The organism is Agrobacterium sp. 22-214-1 (genome assembly GCF_053522465.1).
The window spans coordinates 208,918-225,595 of the sequence record NZ_JBNWCK010000001.1; the positions used below are offsets into that span (position 1 = coordinate 208,918).

Consider the following 16,678-nt stretch of genomic DNA (forward strand, 5'->3'; position numbering starts at 1 on the left):
CAGCCTGCCTGTCCGCGTGTCGCGGGCAAATCATTATTCCAACACCACCCGCATTCGTTGGCGGGACTGGACAGGAGATTAGACAATGTCTGAAGCTGTTTCCCTTACATTTCCCGATGGATCCGTGCGCAGCTACCCCGCCGGTACGACCGGCCGCGAGGTCGCCGAATCCATCTCCAAATCGCTTGCCAAGAAGGCTGTCGCCATTGCGCTTGACGGCACCGTGCGCGATTTGTCCGAGACCATCACCGATGGCAAAATCGAGATCGTCACGCGTGAAGACGGTCGTGCGCTGGAACTCATCCGCCACGATGCCGCTCACGTCATGGCTGAAGCCGTGCAGGAACTGTGGCCCGGCACGCAGGTGACGATCGGCCCTGTCATCGAGAACGGCTTCTATTACGACTTCGCCAAGAACGAACCCTTCACGCCGGAAGATCTGCCGAAGATCGAAAAGCGCATGAAGGAAATCATTCTGCGCAACAAGCCGTTCACCCGCGAAATCTGGTCGCGCGAGAAGGCCAGGGAAGTCTTTGCCGCGAAGGGCGAGAACTACAAGGTCGAGCTGGTCGATGCCATTCCGGCGGGTCAGGACCTGAAGATCTATTATCAGGGTGACTGGTTCGATCTCTGCCGTGGTCCGCATATGGCCTCCACGGGGCAGATCGGCACGGCCTTCAAGCTGATGAAGGTGGCTGGCGCCTATTGGCGCGGTGACAGCAACAATGCGATGCTGTCGCGCATCTACGGTACCGCCTGGGCGACGCAGGAAGAGCTGGACAATTATCTGCATGTGCTGGCCGAAGCCGAAAAGCGTGACCACCGCCGCCTCGGCCGCGAAATGGACCTGTTCCATTTCCAGGAAGAAGGCCCGGGCGTCGTGTTCTGGCACGGCAAGGGCTGGCGCATGTTCCAGACGCTGACGGCCTATATGCGCCGCCGGCTCGCCAATACCTATCAGGAAGTCAACGCACCGCAGGTGCTGGACAAGTCGCTGTGGGAAACCTCCGGTCACTGGGGCTGGTATCAGGAAAACATGTTCGCGGTGAAATCCGCCCATGCCTTCACCCATCCCGATGACGAGGAAGCCGATCAGCGCGTCTTTGCACTGAAGCCGATGAACTGCCCGGGTCACGTGCAGATCTTCAAGCATGGCTTGAAGTCTTACCGCGAAATGCCCGTTCGTCTTGCGGAATTCGGCACCGTGCATCGTTACGAGGCTTCCGGGGCTCTGCATGGCCTGATGCGCGTTCGCGGCTTCACACAGGACGATGCGCATGTCTTCTGCACGGAAGAGCAGATGGCGGCGGAATGCCTGCGCATCAACGATCTCATCCTCTCCGTCTACGAGGATTTCGGTTTCAGCGAAGTCGTCGTCAAGCTCTCCACGCGCCCGGAAAAGCGCGTCGGTTCCGACGATCTGTGGGATCGCGCTGAAAGCGTGATGATGGATGTTCTGAAGACCATCGAGGAACAGTCCGAAGGCCGCATCAAGACCGGCATCCTGCCGGGCGAGGGCGCGTTCTACGGGCCGAAGTTCGAATATACGCTGAAGGACGCCATCGGCCGTGAATGGCAGTGCGGCACGACGCAGGTGGACTTCAACCTGCCGGAACGCTTCGGCGCCTTCTACATCGACCAGAACTCCGAAAAGACGCAGCCGGTGATGATCCATCGCGCCATCTGCGGCTCCATGGAGCGTTTCCTCGGCATTCTCATCGAGAACTTCGCCGGTCACATGCCGCTGTGGTTCGCGCCGCTTCAGGTCGTGGTCGCGACGATCACCTCGGACGCGGATGATTACGGCCGCGAGGTTGCCGAAGCGCTGCGTGAGGCGGGCATGGCGGTCGAGACCGACTTCCGCAACGAGAAGATCAACTACAAGATCCGCGAGCATTCGGTGACCAAGGTTCCGGTCATCATCGTCTGCGGCCGCAAGGAAGCGGAAGAGCGCACCGTCAACATCCGCCGTCTCGGTTCGCAGAACCAGACGCCGATGTCGCTGGAAGATGCGATTACGAGCCTCGTCGACGAGGCGACGCCGCCGGATGTGAAGCGCAAGCTTGCGGCGAAAAAGCAGGTTGCCTGATAATACTTACGGCCCCTTCGGGGGCCGTTTTGTTTTGGGCGAAGTCTTGAAAGCTCTCTTCCGTCATGCTCGGGCCTGTCCCGAGCATCTGCAACGTCTCGATTGAATTGGACGTGATTAGAACCTTGGGACAAGCCCAAGGATGACGCCGTGCATAAGGCAGAGAAAAGACCCCAAAGGCGCCGAGGCTGTTGTGGAGCTTACTCGAAATCCCCGGTCATATCTTCCGGCGCCTGATCCTTCATCAGCACCTCCACATCCGAATCCCGGCCGGAGGTCACTTTGAAGTTGCGCTGGTAGACCTTGTCCTTGTTGCGGGCGATGGCGGTATATTCGCCTTCCGCCAGCACCATGGTCGAAAAGGCGCTGACGCTTTCGTTCACCACATCGCCGCCGCCGTTCAGCACCGACCAGGCCGTATCGGCAATGGCTTCGCCGCCTTCTTCGGAAACGAGCTTGAGGGTGATCTGCGCCGCCTGATGCTGGAGCGTCGCTTCCGTCAGCTTGCCGGCTTCCACCTGAATGTCGGCGCGCACCACCGCGTTGACGTTGCCATATTCGGAAACCACGTGATAGGTGCCGGCATTCAGCCGCACGATGGTGTTGGGCTTGATATCGGCCATGACGAGGCCGCGCTCGCCATCGGGGCGGGCGTCTGACGAATAGACGGAAAATTTGAGCTGGTTGCCGGAAATCTGCTTGTCGGAACCCGCAACCGCATTCAGCACGAAGCCGCCGGCATCGAGAATCAGCACCTGTTTCTGCACATTGCCGGAGGTCGGGACATTTAGTTTCTTGGTGACGCCCGCACGGCCGAACGCCACGTTGACGAAATATTCGCCCGGCACCAGATGGAATTCCGCCGAGCCGCCTTCCGAGCTTGCCAGCATCGGCAACTTGCCGTCAGCGCCGGGAATGGGGCTGAAGACGCGCCAGGACAGGCCTTCCTTCACCGCTTCGCCTTCGCTGGTCAGCTTGGCTTCCATGTTGATATCGCGGGCGGTGCTTTCCGGGGCGTTGGGTGCGGAAGGGGCGGTGAAAGCGTTCAGCTTCGGCATTTTCGGCGTGCCGCCGAGCTGCTTGAAGTCTTTGAAGGCGTCCTGCGAAAAAGCGGCTTGCGATAAAAGGCCAAGCACGGCACATGCAATGGTCAGACGTGCCGCGATTTTGATTGCCGACATTTTCGATACCGATTGACTTCTTGATTTTCCCGGATCACTTCAAAACCAATGCCGTGGCTATTTCAAGGCCCATGTTTTTGCGATGACAGCAGAATGGAAGATTTTTGATCATGACAAATGATATCAAGCTCCTCGATTATCTCAAGGTTCGCCGTTCCACGCCGGCCCTGCAACTTGCCGAGCCGGGGCCTTCGAAGGGGCAAATCGAGGACATCCTGCGCCTTGCCGTTCGTGTGCCTGACCATGGCAAGCTCGCCCCCTGGCGCTTCGTCGTCTATCGCGGCGAGGAGCGCGTGCGTCTCGGTGAGACGGCGCTGAGGATCGCGCTTGAAAAGAACCCGGAACTGGACCTGCAGCAGCAGGAAGCGGAACGCACCCGTTTCACCCGCGCGCCCGTCGTTATCGCCGTCATCAGCACCGCAAAGCCGCATTTCAAGATTCCGGAATGGGAACAGGTCATGTCCGCCGGTGCCGTGTGCCTCAACCTCATCTTCGCCGCCAATGCCAGCGGTTTTGCGGCGAACTGGCTGACCGAATGGTTTGCTTTCGATTCCGCATTTCTCGCGGAAATCGAGGTCGGCGCGGAAGAGAAGGTGGCCGGGTTCATTCATATCGGCTCGACGACATTCCCGCCGGTGGAGCGGCCGCGGCCGGAGCTTGCCGATGTCGTCACCTGGGTCGGGGACGTTTGATGTTCTACACCACGGACACCAACCAGCATGGCCTGCCGCATGATCCGTTCAAGGCCATCGTCGCACCGCGTCCGATCGGCTGGATCGGCTCGAAGGGCAGGGACGGTTCCCTCAACCTCTCGCCCTATTCCTTCTTCAACGCGATTTCGGACCGGCCAAAGCTTGTGATGTTCTCCTCCAGCGGCAGGAAGGACAGTCTGCGCAATGTCGAGGAAACCGGTGTCTTCACCGCCAATCTCGTCAGCCGCCATCTGGTGGACCGGATGAATGCGTCTTCTGCACCCGTCGGCTATGATGTCGACGAGTTCGCCCTTGCCGGTCTCACCGCCGTCGACGGGCGGGTGGTGGATGCGCCTTTCGTGGGCGAGGCGCTGGCGGTTCTGGAGTGCCGCGTGACCCAGATACAGCAGCTTAAGGACGTTGACGGCCAGCCGGCGGATTCGTGGATGGTGATCGGACAGGTCATGGCGATCCATATCGATGAAACGATCATTCGCGACGGGCGCATCGATATGGGGCTGTCGCGACCCGTGGCGCGCATGGGCTATATGGATTACTGCGATGGCGGCAGCGATGTATTCCAGCTGCAGCGACCCTCTACTGCGCCGTAAATATAGCCCTTCTTCGGCTACGGTTAATTTTTATGGTGAACCAAACGTAAACCATTTGCGCCTAGAGTTTTATACATGGTGGCGGCGATGATGCCGCCATCCATTGTTGCGAATGTTTTCGAGGCTCAGGTGATCGTACAGGCATTTCTTCGCTGGTCTGAAAAGGCTGGCTCGACCGAGCGGGCGAAAGCCGCCAATGCTCTCGGCCGTGCCTATCTTCAGTCCGACATGGCGCGCGAGAACCGCGATGCCGCCTATATGGCGATGACCTATCTGCTCGACGATCCTTCGCCGCGTGTGCGACTGGCGCTTGCCGAAGCGCTGGCGGATGCCGATGACGCACCGCGCGCCATTCTCGTTTCACTCGCCGAAGACCAACCGGAAATTGCCTGCACCGTCATTGCCCGCTCGCCGGTTCTCGGCGAGGCCGATCTGGTCGATCTCGCCGGGCGTGGAGAAAGCCTGACGCGATCCCTCATCGCCGCACGGCCGGGCCTGCCGCGCGGTGTCTGCGCGGCGCTTGCCGAAGTCGGCGACCTGCCGGAAACCATCATCCTGCTCGAAAACGACGATGCCTTCATCACGCCGTTTTCGCTCAGGCGTATCGCCGAGCGCCATGGTTCGGACGCCGATATTCGCGACCTCCTGCTTCGCCGCGAGGCGCTGCCCGCCGATGCGCGTCACCTGTTGATGGGCCGCATCAGCGAAGCTCTCGCCGGTTCCGCGCTGGTTCACGCGATGATCGCGCGCAACCGCGCCGACAGTCTTTTCCGCGAGGCGGAAGATTCCGCCACCATCCTTATCGCCGCCAGCGTCTCCTCGCCGGAGCTGCCAGCGCTGGTGGAGCATCTGCGCCAGCGGCTGGAACTGACACCGGCGCTGCTCATCCATGCCGTCTGTTCGGGCCGGCTGGAATTCTTCACGGCGGCCATGGTCAATCTCTCCGGTCTCGATGACCGCAAGGTGCGCGCCATTCTGGCGACCGGACGGCCGCATGCATTGAAGGCGCTGTTCCAGTCGGTCGGTCTTTTCGGCGATGTTGTCGACGTCTTCATCGAGGCGACGCTGATGTGGCGCCGTGCCGCCCGCTCGCAGCTCTCTGATGTGGCGGCCTCCGTCTCGGCGGAACTGCTGGCGCATTTCCGCGACGTCAACGGTTCCGAAACGCTGTTCGAACTGCTGCATGCCGTGCGCAAGCTCGCCATCGCCGAAGAGCGACAGAAGGCGCGGTATTATGCGGAAGCGCTGACGGTCGAGGCGGCGTGAGGTCCCAAGGGGTTTTACAAGACGCCGCTCCGATGTTTCGGGCAGGATCACTGCCATCCTCATTCCTGTGCTTGTCACAGGAATCCAGCCGACGCGCGTCTGCGCGGCGAGTAAAGTCTTTCCAGCCCAAAGACTTGGGCTGGCTAGATTCCTGTGACAAGCACAGGAATGAGGGAAGATCGGTTCCCCGCAATCACTTATCGAACCGTTTGGCGATCCACGAATAGCTGTTTTCAACCATCCTCACCGGTGTCCCCAAAAGATGCTTTATGCCTTCGGTGGAAGGCAGGATACGGCTGACGCGGCTGATTGCCTGTTTGGTGAGGCTTTCCTCCTCCTTCGGGGTAACCGCTGCCGTTGCCTGCGGTGCCGTGGCCGGTGCCGAGGCGGGAGGTTGCGCGCCGGCCGTCTGCGGGGGCTGTTCACCCGGTGTCTGGCACACGGCTACCACCACGGGGTAGGGCGCGTTGGCGTAACGCTCCAGCTCCTTTTCCGACACGGCGTCGCACAGTTCGATGCTCGTCCAGCGCTGCTGCGAGGTCGCGAGGTAATGGCAATCGGTGGCGCTGTCGTCGCAGCCAAGGAAGGTCATGAGAACGAGGGCTGTTTTCATGGTGTGTGTTGCCTCTGTCGGGATTTATGCTCTAGAAACTCATCTATCCCGATTGCAGTGACATTACGACGAAATACGCATTTTTATAGAGAAGGCAGGCATCGCATTGGCCACCGAAATCAAGCTTGAAACACCCCGGCAGGATGCGGTTCTGCGCCTCATCGACCTTTCCAACACCTATATGGCCTCGCTTTACCCCGCCGAGAGCAATCATCTGGTCGATATCGGCGCGCTCGAGCAGGACAATGTCTCGTTTTTCGTGGCCCGGCACGATGGCCGCGTCGTCGGCTGCGGCGCGCTGGTGGAGGCGGGAGACGGCACGGCGGAGGTGAAGCGCATGTTCGTCGATCCCGAGGCGCGGGGATTGCGGATCGGCAAGCTGATCATGGATACGCTTGTCGCGCGCGGCGCCGAGCTTGGCCTTTCCGCCATCCGTCTCGAAACCGGCATCAGCCAGCCGGAAGCGATCGGTCTTTACCGCAAGGCGGGGTTTGTGGAGATCGAGGCCTTTGCGCCTTATAAGCCGGATCCGCTCAGCCTGTTCATGGAGAAGGTGCTTTAAAGTCTACGGAGCAAGTTTGCCGTATCCTGCACGTCATTCTCGGCCCTGTGCCGAGAATCTAATCACGTATCGTAGATCAATCGGTGGCAGATGCTCGGGACAGGCCCGAACATGACGGATGCGCGGGTTTGAGGACTATAGGCACCAGCGTCGAGGCGTCTGCCCGCTGGCTTCACCGATCAAAACGCCGCTTTCCGAAACGCGGTCGTTTCCTCGCTATTGTCTTCGAGCGCGGCAACCTCATCGATGGCGTCTTCCTGCGTGGGCGGCGGGGGCGGAGCCTCGGCGCTGGCGGCGGCGGAGATTTCCACTTCACGCACCCATTCGCGCCAGATCGCGACCAGAAGCGCCATCAGCACCGGGCCGATGAAGAGGCCGAGGAAGCCCATGGTCTTCACGCCGCCGACAAGGCCGAAAAAGGTGGGCAGGAAGGGCAGTTTGATCGGGCCGCCGACGAGTTTCGGACGGATGGTCTTGTCGACGATGAAGAGCTCCACCGAACCCCAGACGAACAGCGCCAGCCCGTGGGCGGGCGAGCCGCTGGCGACCAGATAGATCGACACCAGCGTAAAGGAGAGCGGCGCACCGCCCGGAATGAGCGCCATGACGCCGGTGAGCACGCCGAGCGTAACGGGCGAGGGTACGCCGGCGATCCAGTAAGCGATGCCGAGGATGATGCCTTCGCCGATGGCGATCAGCGTCATGCCTGTGACGGTGGAGCTGATGGTGGCGGGCACGACGCGGGAAATGCGTTCCCACCGCGTCGGCAGAATGCGTTCGCCGACCAGATCGACCTGCCGGGTGAAGCCCGCGCCGTTACGGTAGACGAAGAACAGCGCGATCAGCATGAACAGCAGGGTCAGCACCAGGTGGAATGCGCCGTTGCCGGCGGCGAGGATCGCCCGGTAGATATTGCCGATATTGGCGCCGCTGACGAGCTGGATGAGTTCGCCGATGGCGCCCGGCGTGCCGATATATTTCACCCATTGTTCGCCGAGCCAGGGGCCGACGGCGGGCAGGGCGGCGATCCAGTCCGGCACGGGCGCGCCCGTCTTGTTGACATGCACCGCCCAGCCGAACCATTCGCGGATTTCGCTTGCCGTATAGGAGGCGGCGATGAAAATCGGCACCACGAGGAAGGCGAGGATGAGGATGATGGCGATGGTGGCGCCGAGCGTGGTGTTACCGCCCACCTGCCGCAGAAGCCGGGTGTAAACCGGCCAGCTGGCGAAACCGATGACGAGAGCGGCGAGAACGGGGACGAGAAAGCCGTGGAAGAAATAAATGCCGGCAAGGGCGACGAGAACGAGAAGCCAGCGCGCAGCCGAGATGGGCGGGATCAGGGCGATCCGCGTCGGGCTGGCGGGACCAAGCCATCTCGGTTCGCCACTGGGCTTACGGCTGTCAATGTTACTCACGGCAGGCTCTTTCTCGCATTCTCCCCGAAGGGTGCATTCACTCTGTCACACCGATACATATAATTGCAATATAATCGGATCACATTACCGTTGTGTGTTTATTGCTGAACCTATTGAACGATTTTGGTAAAAATAGAACATCGGTCTTGGCGCGCGCATCGAAATATGAGAATTGAACTCCGTTTTTCTTGCGGCGTAAGGTTGCCGCGCCCGATCTCCAGGTCATGCCATGCTCCGCCGTTTCTTCGCCTATTATCGCCCCTATCGCGGCCTGTTCATTCTCGATTTTTCCTGCGCGGTGTTGTCGGGCGTGCTCGAACTCGGCTTTCCCATGGCGGTGAAGGCCTTTGTGGATGTGCTGCTGCCCGGCGGTGAATGGGCCATCATCCTTGCCGCTTCGGTCGGGCTGCTGGTCATCTATGTGCTGAATACCGGGCTGATGGCGACAGTCACCTATTGGGGACACATGCTCGGCATCAATATCGAGACCGACATGCGGCGGCTGGCCTTCGATCATCTGCAAAAGCTCTCCTTCCGATATTTCGACAACCAGAAGACCGGCCATCTGGTCGGGCGGCTGACCAAGGATCTGGAAGAGATCGGCGAGGTGGCCCACCACGGCCCGGAAGACCTGTTCATCGCCATCATGACCTTCATCGGCGCGTTCCTTTTGATGCTTTCGGTCAATGTGCCGCTGGCGCTCATCACCGCCGCCGTCGTGCCCGTTACCGCCTGGGTGACCAGCCGTTACGGCGGCCGCATGACGCAGAATTTTCGCGCGCTTTACGGCCGGGTGGGGGATTTCAACGCCCGTATCGAGGAAAATGTCGGCGGCATGCGGGTCGTGCAGGCCTTCGCCAATGAGGATCACGAGCGCGCGCTGTTCGAGAAGGACAATCAGAAATACCGCCGCACCAAGCTCGACGCCTACAAGATCATGGCTGCCAGCACTTCGCTCAGCTATATGAGCATGCGCCTGACGCAGATGATCGTGATGATCTGCGGCGCCTGGCTCGTGCTGACGGGCAGCCTGACGGAAGGCGGCTTTGTCGGCTTCCTGCTGCTGGTGGGCGTGTTTTTCCGGCCGGTGGAAAAGATCAATTCGGTCATCGAGACCTATCCGAAGGGCATTGCCGGTTTCCGCCGTTTCACCGAACTGCTGGATACCGCGCCCGATATCGTCGATGCGCCGGATGCGGTGGAAGCGCCGCTGCTGCGCGGCAATATTGAATATCGCCATGTCGGTTTCGGTTATGCCGAGGGCAAGACGGTTCTTACCAATATCGACCTGAAGATCAGCGCCGGCGAGACGGTGGCCTTTGTCGGTCCTTCGGGGGCGGGCAAGACGACGCTCTGCTCGCTTTTGCCGCGTTTCTACGATGTCACCAGCGGCGCGATCACCATTGACGGCATCGATATCCGCAGGATGAAGCTTGCTTCGCTGCGCAACCAGATCGGCATCGTGCAGCAGGATGTTTTCCTGTTCGGCGGCACGATCCGCGAGAATATAGAATATGGCCGGCTTGGCGCTTCGGACGCGGACATCATGGATGCGGCGCGGCGCGCCCGTCTCGATGGCGTCATCGAAGCGATGCCGCTTGGGCTCGATACCGTCATTGGCGAGCGCGGCGTCAAGCTTTCCGGCGGCCAGAAACAACGTCTTGCCATTGCCCGCATGTTCCTGAAGAACCCGCCGATCCTCATTCTCGATGAGGCGACCTCGGCGCTCGACACGGAAACCGAACGCGCCATCCAGCAATCGCTGACGGAGCTTGCCAAAGGCCGCACCACGCTCGTCATCGCCCACCGGCTAGCGACGATCCGCGACGCCTCGCGCATCGTGGTGGTGGACCAGACCGGCATTGCCGAAACCGGCGCCCATGCCGAGCTGCTGGCCGCCAAGGGCCACTACAGCCGGCTGCACGAGGCGCAGTTCAGCGGGCACCTTGCGGGCCTGAGCTGATGAGCGGCGCGTTGGCGCCGCAATCTATCCGCCGTTCTCGGCTGCCTGTTCCTCCACGATGCCGGGGTTGGGCTCCGGCTTGCCGGGATGGCTGGTGACGAGATAACCCATGGCGACCGCGGCGGCGACGATGAACAGCAGCACGATGCCGCTGATCGTCATCAGCCAGTCGCGCGGCTTTCTATGAGCCATGATGTATTTCGGCCATCGGCTCGGATGGTTCACCAGGCTGAATTTGTGGCCCTGTCGCATGAACTTTCCCGCAATAGGTTGCTTCCTGAAAGATCAACGCAGGCGGGTGTGCGGCCGTTCCGAAATCGACGGGGCAGGGCGATGACAAGGCCGTGAGGCCCTCGAGATGACAGCGTCTCCGCATTCGCCGCCGCCCTTTTTCCCCCGACCTCCATCATCCCTGCCTTAGACGGAATCCAGCCGGCGCGCGGCGGGAAGGAGAGGAGGGCCAGCCATAAGCGCGTGATGGTGTGTCGGTTCGCGCCCAAACCGGGCACGCGCCTGCGGCATCGTGCGCCGATATCCGACCGCAAAACTCCCCTTGCCAGCCGTTGCCGCTTATGCGAATGATTTGCAATTGCACCAATTCAATCTCCCATTTGAAAGCGCAGAAAATGGACAAGCCAGTCTTTGGATGGCGACGGAACGGCGACGATCTCTCGTTGTCCGACGTTCACAGCTCGATCCGGGTCAAACCGAATGCCGGCACGTTTCGCCGGGCGATGGCCTTTTTCGGCCCCGGCTATCTCGTTGCGGTCGGTTACATGGATCCCGGAAACTGGGCGACGTCGCTCGCCGGCGGCTCCAGATTCGGCTACACGCTGCTCACCGTCGCGCTGGTTTCGAACATCATGGCGATCGTGCTGCAATCGCTCTGCGCCCGTCTTGCGATCGCCTCCGGCCGCGATCTCGCCCAGGCCTGTCGTGACGCCTATCCGAAACCGGTGGCCATGGTGCTGTGGCTGCTGGCCGAAATCGCCATCATCGCCACCGATATCGCCGAGGTGATCGGCACTGCCATCGGCCTCAACCTCATTTTCGGCATTCCGCTCGAACTCGGCGTTCTCATCACCGCGCTCGATGTATTCCTGATCCTTTATCTGCAGAAGCTCGGTTTTCGCTGGGTGGAGGCGCTGGTCATCACGCTGCTTGGCGTCATCGCCGTGTGTTTCGCCATTCAGGTGGCGCTTGCCGATCCCGACTGGGGGCAGGTGATCCTCGGTTTCGCGCCGACGACGGAGATCGTCACCAATCCGGACATGCTTTATCTGGCGCTCGGCATTCTCGGCGCCACCGTCATGCCGCATAATCTCTATCTGCATTCGGGCATCGTGCAGACCCGCGAAATCGGCGAGACGATTGCCGAAAAACGCGAGGCGCTGAAATTCGCGACGCTCGATTCCACCATCGCGCTGATGTTCGCGCTCACCATCAACGCCTCGATCCTCATCCTTGCGGCGGCGACCTTCAACAAGGCGGGGCAGACGACCGTTGCCGAACTCGGCGAAGCCCATAATCTGCTGGCGCCGCTGCTCGGCCTTGCCATTGCGCCGACGCTGTTCGGTGTGGCGCTTTTATGCTGCGGCATCAATTCCACCGTCACGGCAACTCTTGCCGGCCAGATCGTGATGGAAGGTTTCCTCAAGATGCGGCTCGCCCCCTGGCTGCGCCGCCTCATCACCCGCGCCATCGCCATCGTCCCCGCCGCCGGCGTCACCATCTTCTATGGCGACAGCGGTACGGCCGAACTCTTGATCCTGACGCAGGTGGTGCTCAGCCTGCAACTCTCCTTCGCCGTCTTCCCACTCGTGATGTTTACTGCCGACAAGGCCAAGATGGGCGAACTGCGTTCACCGCTCTGGCTCTCGGCCTTTGCCTGGCTGATCGCGGTGGTGATTGCGGGGTTGAATGTGAAGTTGCTGGTGGATTTTATGGGGTGAGGTCGGTCAGGCCGCGCCTTTACGAAGCGCGGCCGCCGTTCCCTCCGGATCGACGGCGATAACCTTTAGATAAGCGCGGGCCGGTTGATCCGGCTCGCTGCGACCCTGTTCCCAATCACGCAAGGTGCCGAGCGGAATATGATAACGCGCGGAAAACTCTTCCTGCGTCAGCTTCAGAGCCCGGCGGATGATCTTGATGCGCGGCATTCTGGGAGCTGCGGCGAGCTGTTCGGCGGAAAGCGGTAGATTATCGGGGTCGGCCAGCGCATTGGCCTCCGCTTCTTCGTCGGTCATGGTGCGAAGACGCTTCCAGTCGGTTTGATCGGTTTTACCAGCCATTGTCGTCATATTCCTTGCGCTCTGCGCGTGTCGCCTTTCGTGCGGAGATGATGCGGATCACTTCGCTTCGTTCGGTATAGATCACGGTCAGAACCAATCCGTTGCCCAAACCCACTATACGCCGTCGGACTTCACCGTAATTCGCTGAACGATCCTCGATATCCACGGCAAATGGATCGTCAAAAACCCTGCGGGCGGTTTCAAAACTGACGCCATGTTTGGCGAGATTGGCTGACGCCTTTTGCGCATTCCATTCGAAATATAACATTCTGAACTACGGGTTTCCAGTAGTTGCAATAAATAAAACATCAAAACAATAAGGGCTCTTTCATATCTGAAAGAGCCCTCAAGACTAATCATTTTTTGTGTGCCGCGCCACTAGGTTTGTCATTAGTGACAGATAATAAGCGTGTAAAATCAACCTACCAAAAAGTTGCTCGCGCCACTGAAAATGACATTGCGCCACGTGCAGTGTCATGGAGTAGGTGCACGCTTCGGAAAGCTTTCGCTCGAGATCAACGTCCGTCTCAACGAATCCCGCTAATAGGTCGTGCATCTCCCCACTGCAGTGGTGGAACGAAGATGCGACTGATGTGATCGCATTCGCTCGCTGTCATGTCTCTAGCAGTCCTCAAGACGCATCCCTGTTCTTGCGGCCAGATTTTTATCATCGGGTATCGCTTGATCTCACTTGCCCAGGGCGGAGGAGTTTGCCGATCAGAGCTGAAGCAGAGGCAAAAAAGCTTGCCCACGGTGAATGCAGTCGATTGGCTCGGAAAGGTGTTCGGCCTGATCGGACCGGCATAGCCGACAAACGTCGGCCCGTATGTCAGTCCGAAGTGATTGTACGCGCCAACCATTTGCTCGCTGCCATCGTGAAATCCAATCCATATATGGAAATCGTGGGGAGCGGTTCGCTCTTCTCTCAAGTATGTTCTTTGCGTCTGCGTGATCGCGGAAGTCGGTGGATCGGAGTACTCGGCAACGGCGACGAACAGCGCGATCCAAGCACTTAGCAGGGGCGTTTCGCGCTCATTGAGGCCGGACATGTCGCCGTTCAGAAGCGGGATGAGAATTGGTTTGATGTCATCTTGAAGTCCGCTTCCCCAGACGTTGTTGCAGTCCTTGCACAGAACCTTCAACTTCCTTGAGTGTGGATCGCCCGGGCCATCGATCTTACCCTTTCTGGTCTCCACACGTAGTGACTTCTCGTCTGGGTTTCCGAACGACAGTGATGCGGTGTGCCGGACGTGCTGACGCGTTCGCGGGATATGGTTGCGAAGCCAGTCAGCCCAGATATGCTCCTTCGTCAGGCCGGGCTCCTCGCAGAGGATGCAAAAATTTCTAAACTGCTTCTTTTTATGCATGTACCAGGCGAAGCCTTGTGTTAGCGTTTCTATGTCCGACACCTTAAACCGTAGCTCAGGGGCTAGAGCGCCAAGGCAACTTGGAGGTCGATGGTTGGAATCCTTCCGGAAGGGGTGTCGGACGTCATTAGCTTCTAAAGGTTGCAGATTTATCAAAAACGAACGGGGACACTCGAGGCGCACCCCAAGGCCGCCGCTGGATCGTTGCGCAATTGTCTTCTTGTAGCCGCTAGTTGCAGAGATCGAAGAATCACCTCAGGTTGCGTAGTCGCAAATCGGTATCGGGGGGATTTCGATCAATGGGCAGCAGGACATCTGGCCGTCTTACGGACTACAGCGGCGTGAAGAATTCGAACGGCACCGGAGGTACCAGCGGAGTTGATCGCTGCGGGCAGTCCTTCGATTGTTCGCTGGAAGACGTGGCGCAGTGCGACTACTTCACAACGCATGGTACTGTCCCGCCTGTGGGAACCGAGTTGACACTCGTGCTTGAGCGCAGGATCTTTGCTGTCGCTCCCGACGGCCTGAAAGTGGGCGCGCTTCCGACGGCGTACAACTACATCGCTGGGTGCATCAAGGCGGGCCATTCATACGTCGGCGCCGTCACCGCGTCGGGCTCAACCCCGATGCCTTTCGTGTCAGCAGTGTTCACACCGAAATGAGCGCGAGCAGCGCTACTCCGATCCTTATCGTTGGTGAGATTATCGTCGATTTCACGGTCGCCAGACCCGGTGCCGAGTGCAAGCTGAGACTCGGCGGGATCGTGCACGCTGCGCGCGGATTGTGGGCGTGCGGCATACGCTATTCCATCGCGGCTGTTTGCCCGAGATACATCGTTGATCAAGCTCAGCGGTTCCTCGCTGCCCATGAATGCAATGAATTTGTCTGGCTTGGCGAAGTGAAGGGCAGTCCAAACGTCATCGTAATCGGTGATGCGACTGAGGTCTCCGACCAGGGATATGAAGATCTCCTTCGCGAGGAAAAGTCTGTCGAGTTCCTGGAAGTGGGGGACGCGCTCAAGTCATTCTCCGAGGTCTTGACGTTTCCGGGGAAGTTCGACCTTTCCGAGATCACGAGGTTCCTTTCCGCGACCGCGCGCGTAAGCTTCGACGTCGCCTACGACACCGAAGATTTCTCGTCGATCGAATGCTTTGCGGGTCGGGTGCGAGCGGTAGCCATCTCGACGTCGTCGCCGCTTTTCGCCCGCGTCGGTGCGGTCGATATCGACCCGATGATCGAGGCCGCCACCGCGCTGGGCGCAGAGGCCTTTCTATTAAAGGAAAACCGCGGCGGCAGCCGCCTCTTCGACCTGCGGACGCAGGAAGTTGAGAGCGTGCCTGCGATCCTTTCGGCCACCGCGAACTCGGTCGGTGTCGGTGATGTCTACTCGGCCGTAATGGTCGGGTTTCGGCAACGGGGCTGGAGGGAAGCGGCTTGGCGGGGCGCGAGGGCAGCGACTTCGTATGCGGTTACAACGTACCCTGACGATTTCCGAGAGGACGTGCGGCGTGAACTCGCCCTATCGCTCGAGGAGATGCAGGGCCTGGGTGGAACCATGCTTCCATGGCATGCCCGACCCAGCTTCCATATCTATCTTGCGGCACCGGATTTCTCCTACGTGGATAAGCCGGAGGTGGATCGTGCCGTCGAAGCCCTGAAGTACCATAACTTCACCGTTCGTCGTCCGATCGAGGAGAACGGCGAGCTTCCGCGTGGAAGTTCGCCCTCCGTCTTGCGGACAATGTTCGCGAAGGACATCGCGCTGCTTGAAGAGTGCAGGGTGATCTTTGCTGTTCCTTTGGAACGTGATCCCGGAACTTTGGTCGAGATGGGGCTCGCGATGGCGAGCAGGAAGCCTGTCATCACATTCGATCCCAGACGGGAGAACAACAATACGATGGTAGCCGGCGGCAGCGCGGCCTACTCTGATGATCTGGATATTTGCATCAATGGGTTGTTCATCGAAATATCGAAACTCTGGATGGCTTCACAATGAAGAAGGTCATTTTGCTGGCGTCGGGCGGGTTGGACTCAACGACCGTCGCATACTCGCTGTCGCGCGAGAACATCGACGTGCATCCGGTCTTCTTCGACTACGGGCAGCATTGCGTGGAAATGGAGTGGAGCCGTGTCAACGAGGTCCTTCCATCTGCCGTCCGCCGTCCGGAACGCTTTGACATTTCGGACATCTTCCGGGGATCACCTTCACGTCTCATAAGGGAGGCTGATCTCTGGGAGGAGGAGGTGAGCGACGTAGACCTGTATGTCCCCTACAGGACGATGCTGTTCTTCGCCGCGGCCGCGGCCAGGGCGCAGACGATGGGCATCCTTGAGGTCTACACCGGATTCATCAACAGCAATCACGCCAAGGAAATCGACTGCACCTCAGAGTTCATGAACGGTCTTGACAACCTGATTGATAACATTGGTCCAGTCCGCTTCACTTCGCCATTCCGTTTTTCATCGAAAACTGAAGTAGTGCGCGAGGCAGTTCGACTGGGTGTTCCGATCGGGAGGACCTATTCATGCCAGGCAGCAAGCACGTTTCCATGCGGAGCTTGCCCCAATTGTGTTGATCGCCTCGATGCGCTAGAGGACGCCGGTCTCAATGCAAAGGTTGGATAG

17 protein-coding genes and 1 tRNA gene are annotated in these 16,678 nt (G+C 59.6%); 11 read left to right on the plus strand and 7 right to left on the minus strand.

What is annotated here, in order from left to right:
* The first annotated feature begins 85 nt into the window (after positions 1-85).
* Entirely contained in the window at positions 86-2,089 is a 2,004-nt protein-coding gene (gene thrS, locus ACQZ5G_RS01115; protein ID WP_448736721.1) for a threonine--tRNA ligase, read from the plus strand.
* 200 nt (positions 2,090-2,289) lie between these two features.
* Here the strand turns inward: thrS and ACQZ5G_RS01120 are convergent, their stop codons facing one another.
* The gene (locus tag ACQZ5G_RS01120; protein ID WP_003523389.1) at positions 2,290-3,270 is read right to left on the minus strand and encodes a hypothetical protein; all 981 of its coding nucleotides are present in this window, start codon (positions 3,268-3,270) and stop codon (positions 2,290-2,292) included.
* A 110-nt stretch (positions 3,271-3,380) separates the two neighbouring features.
* Here ACQZ5G_RS01120 and ACQZ5G_RS01125 point away from each other — a divergent pair, with 110 nt between their 5' ends.
* The 3 genes from ACQZ5G_RS01125 (at position 3,381) to ACQZ5G_RS01135 (ending at position 5,839) form a co-directional block, all read left to right on the plus strand.
* Positions 3,381-3,962, plus strand: coding sequence for a nitroreductase family protein (locus ACQZ5G_RS01125; protein WP_059760236.1), 582 nt, complete (start codon positions 3,381-3,383; stop codon positions 3,960-3,962).
* Positions 3,962-4,573 carry a flavin reductase family protein gene (locus tag ACQZ5G_RS01130; RefSeq protein ID WP_080816851.1) on the plus strand — a complete coding sequence of 204 codons (612 nt, stop codon included), beginning with the start codon at positions 3,962-3,964 and terminating at the stop codon, positions 4,571-4,573. The genes ACQZ5G_RS01125 and ACQZ5G_RS01130 overlap by 1 nt, the downstream gene beginning before the upstream one ends.
* 75 nt (positions 4,574-4,648) lie before the next feature.
* The gene (locus ACQZ5G_RS01135) at positions 4,649-5,839 is read left to right on the plus strand and encodes a DUF2336 domain-containing protein (RefSeq protein ID WP_448736722.1); all 1,191 of its coding nucleotides are present in this window, start codon (positions 4,649-4,651) and stop codon (positions 5,837-5,839) included.
* Between the two features lie 193 nt (positions 5,840-6,032).
* Here the strand turns inward: ACQZ5G_RS01135 and ACQZ5G_RS01140 are convergent, their stop codons facing one another.
* Entirely contained in the window at positions 6,033-6,452 is a 420-nt protein-coding gene (locus ACQZ5G_RS01140; RefSeq protein WP_448736723.1) for a hypothetical protein, read from the minus strand.
* Between the two features lie 106 nt (positions 6,453-6,558).
* Here ACQZ5G_RS01140 and ACQZ5G_RS01145 point away from each other — a divergent pair, with 106 nt between their 5' ends.
* A complete protein-coding gene (locus tag ACQZ5G_RS01145) occupies positions 6,559-7,014 on the plus strand; it encodes a GNAT family N-acetyltransferase (protein WP_448736724.1) in 456 nt (151 codons plus the stop codon).
* 179 nt (positions 7,015-7,193) lie between these two features.
* Here ACQZ5G_RS01145 and ACQZ5G_RS01150 read toward each other — a convergent pair whose 3' ends face one another.
* The gene (locus ACQZ5G_RS01150) at positions 7,194-8,432 is read right to left on the minus strand and encodes an AI-2E family transporter (protein ID WP_020808949.1); all 1,239 of its coding nucleotides are present in this window, start codon (positions 8,430-8,432) and stop codon (positions 7,194-7,196) included.
* Positions 8,433-8,661: 229 nt separating this feature from the next.
* Here ACQZ5G_RS01150 and ACQZ5G_RS01155 point away from each other — a divergent pair, with 229 nt between their 5' ends.
* The gene (locus tag ACQZ5G_RS01155) at positions 8,662-10,395 is read left to right on the plus strand and encodes an ABC transporter ATP-binding protein (protein WP_448736725.1); all 1,734 of its coding nucleotides are present in this window, start codon (positions 8,662-8,664) and stop codon (positions 10,393-10,395) included.
* A 24-nt stretch (positions 10,396-10,419) separates the two neighbouring features.
* On the opposite strand, the gene ACQZ5G_RS01160 is transcribed toward ACQZ5G_RS01155, so the two are convergent.
* Positions 10,420-10,647: a hypothetical protein gene (locus tag ACQZ5G_RS01160; protein ID WP_003523379.1), complete on the minus strand. Its 228-nt coding sequence runs from the start codon at positions 10,645-10,647 to the stop codon at positions 10,420-10,422.
* 374 nt (positions 10,648-11,021) lie between these two features.
* On the opposite strand from ACQZ5G_RS01160, the gene ACQZ5G_RS01165 reads away from it, so the two are divergent.
* Positions 11,022-12,347 carry an Nramp family divalent metal transporter gene (locus tag ACQZ5G_RS01165; protein ID WP_198939163.1) on the plus strand — a complete coding sequence of 442 codons (1,326 nt, stop codon included), beginning with the start codon at positions 11,022-11,024 and terminating at the stop codon, positions 12,345-12,347.
* Positions 12,348-12,353: 6 nt separating this feature from the next.
* Here ACQZ5G_RS01165 and ACQZ5G_RS01170 read toward each other — a convergent pair whose 3' ends face one another.
* The 3 genes from ACQZ5G_RS01170 to ACQZ5G_RS01180 all read right to left on the minus strand — a co-directional run bounded on the left by ACQZ5G_RS01170 (position 12,354) and on the right by ACQZ5G_RS01180 (position 14,053).
* Positions 12,354-12,686, minus strand: a complete 333-nt coding sequence (locus ACQZ5G_RS01170; RefSeq protein ID WP_448736726.1) for a helix-turn-helix domain-containing protein — start codon at positions 12,684-12,686, stop codon at positions 12,354-12,356.
* Entirely contained in the window at positions 12,676-12,954 is a 279-nt protein-coding gene (locus tag ACQZ5G_RS01175) for a BrnT family toxin (RefSeq protein WP_448736727.1), read from the minus strand. The genes ACQZ5G_RS01170 and ACQZ5G_RS01175 overlap by 11 nt, the downstream gene beginning before the upstream one ends.
* Positions 12,955-13,213: 259 nt before the next feature.
* Complete coding sequence (locus ACQZ5G_RS01180; protein WP_448736728.1) at positions 13,214-14,053, minus strand: hypothetical protein; 840 nt, start codon at positions 14,051-14,053, stop codon at positions 13,214-13,216.
* A 41-nt stretch (positions 14,054-14,094) separates the two neighbouring features.
* On the opposite strand from ACQZ5G_RS01180, the gene ACQZ5G_RS01185 reads away from it, so the two are divergent.
* The 4 genes from ACQZ5G_RS01185 to ACQZ5G_RS01200 all read left to right on the plus strand — a co-directional run bounded on the left by ACQZ5G_RS01185 (position 14,095) and on the right by ACQZ5G_RS01200 (position 16,678).
* Positions 14,095-14,167, plus strand: a tRNA-OTHER gene (locus tag ACQZ5G_RS01185).
* A gap of 185 nt (positions 14,168-14,352) precedes the next feature.
* Positions 14,353-14,715, plus strand: coding sequence for a hypothetical protein (locus ACQZ5G_RS01190; RefSeq protein WP_448736729.1), 363 nt, complete (start codon positions 14,353-14,355; stop codon positions 14,713-14,715).
* The gene (locus tag ACQZ5G_RS01195) at positions 14,712-16,049 is read left to right on the plus strand and encodes a nucleoside 2-deoxyribosyltransferase (RefSeq protein WP_448736730.1); all 1,338 of its coding nucleotides are present in this window, start codon (positions 14,712-14,714) and stop codon (positions 16,047-16,049) included. Before ACQZ5G_RS01190 ends, ACQZ5G_RS01195 begins: the two co-directional genes overlap by 4 nt.
* Positions 16,046-16,678 carry a 7-cyano-7-deazaguanine synthase gene (locus ACQZ5G_RS01200; RefSeq protein WP_448736731.1) on the plus strand — a complete coding sequence of 211 codons (633 nt, stop codon included), beginning with the start codon at positions 16,046-16,048 and terminating at the stop codon, positions 16,676-16,678. Before ACQZ5G_RS01195 ends, ACQZ5G_RS01200 begins: the two co-directional genes overlap by 4 nt.

What these genes read in the sequence shown, in the direction of transcription:
- thrS (WP_448736721.1), top strand. Translation starts at nt 86, where the DNA reads ATGTCTGAAGCTGTTTCCCTTACATTTCCCGATGGATCCGTGCGCAGC.
- ACQZ5G_RS01120 (WP_003523389.1), bottom strand. Translation starts at nt 3,270, where the DNA reads ATGTCGGCAATCAAAATCGCGGCACGTCTGACCATTGCATGTGCCGTG.
- ACQZ5G_RS01125 (WP_059760236.1), top strand. Translation starts at nt 3,381, where the DNA reads ATGACAAATGATATCAAGCTCCTCGATTATCTCAAGGTTCGCCGTTCC.
- ACQZ5G_RS01130 (WP_080816851.1), top strand. Translation starts at nt 3,962, where the DNA reads ATGTTCTACACCACGGACACCAACCAGCATGGCCTGCCGCATGATCCG.
- ACQZ5G_RS01135 (WP_448736722.1), top strand. Translation starts at nt 4,649, where the DNA reads ATGGTGGCGGCGATGATGCCGCCATCCATTGTTGCGAATGTTTTCGAG.
- ACQZ5G_RS01140 (WP_448736723.1), bottom strand. Translation starts at nt 6,452, where the DNA reads ATGAAAACAGCCCTCGTTCTCATGACCTTCCTTGGCTGCGACGACAGC.
- ACQZ5G_RS01155 (WP_448736725.1), top strand. Translation starts at nt 8,662, where the DNA reads ATGCTCCGCCGTTTCTTCGCCTATTATCGCCCCTATCGCGGCCTGTTC.
- ACQZ5G_RS01160 (WP_003523379.1), bottom strand. Translation starts at nt 10,647, where the DNA reads ATGCGACAGGGCCACAAATTCAGCCTGGTGAACCATCCGAGCCGATGG.
- ACQZ5G_RS01165 (WP_198939163.1), top strand. Translation starts at nt 11,022, where the DNA reads ATGGACAAGCCAGTCTTTGGATGGCGACGGAACGGCGACGATCTCTCG.
- ACQZ5G_RS01170 (WP_448736726.1), bottom strand. Translation starts at nt 12,686, where the DNA reads ATGGCTGGTAAAACCGATCAAACCGACTGGAAGCGTCTTCGCACCATG.
- ACQZ5G_RS01175 (WP_448736727.1), bottom strand. Translation starts at nt 12,954, where the DNA reads ATGTTATATTTCGAATGGAATGCGCAAAAGGCGTCAGCCAATCTCGCC.
- ACQZ5G_RS01180 (WP_448736728.1), bottom strand. Translation starts at nt 14,053, where the DNA reads ATGCATAAAAAGAAGCAGTTTAGAAATTTTTGCATCCTCTGCGAGGAG.
- ACQZ5G_RS01190 (WP_448736729.1), top strand. Translation starts at nt 14,353, where the DNA reads ATGGGCAGCAGGACATCTGGCCGTCTTACGGACTACAGCGGCGTGAAG.
- ACQZ5G_RS01195 (WP_448736730.1), top strand. Translation starts at nt 14,712, where the DNA reads ATGAGCGCGAGCAGCGCTACTCCGATCCTTATCGTTGGTGAGATTATC.
- ACQZ5G_RS01200 (WP_448736731.1), top strand. Translation starts at nt 16,046, where the DNA reads ATGAAGAAGGTCATTTTGCTGGCGTCGGGCGGGTTGGACTCAACGACC.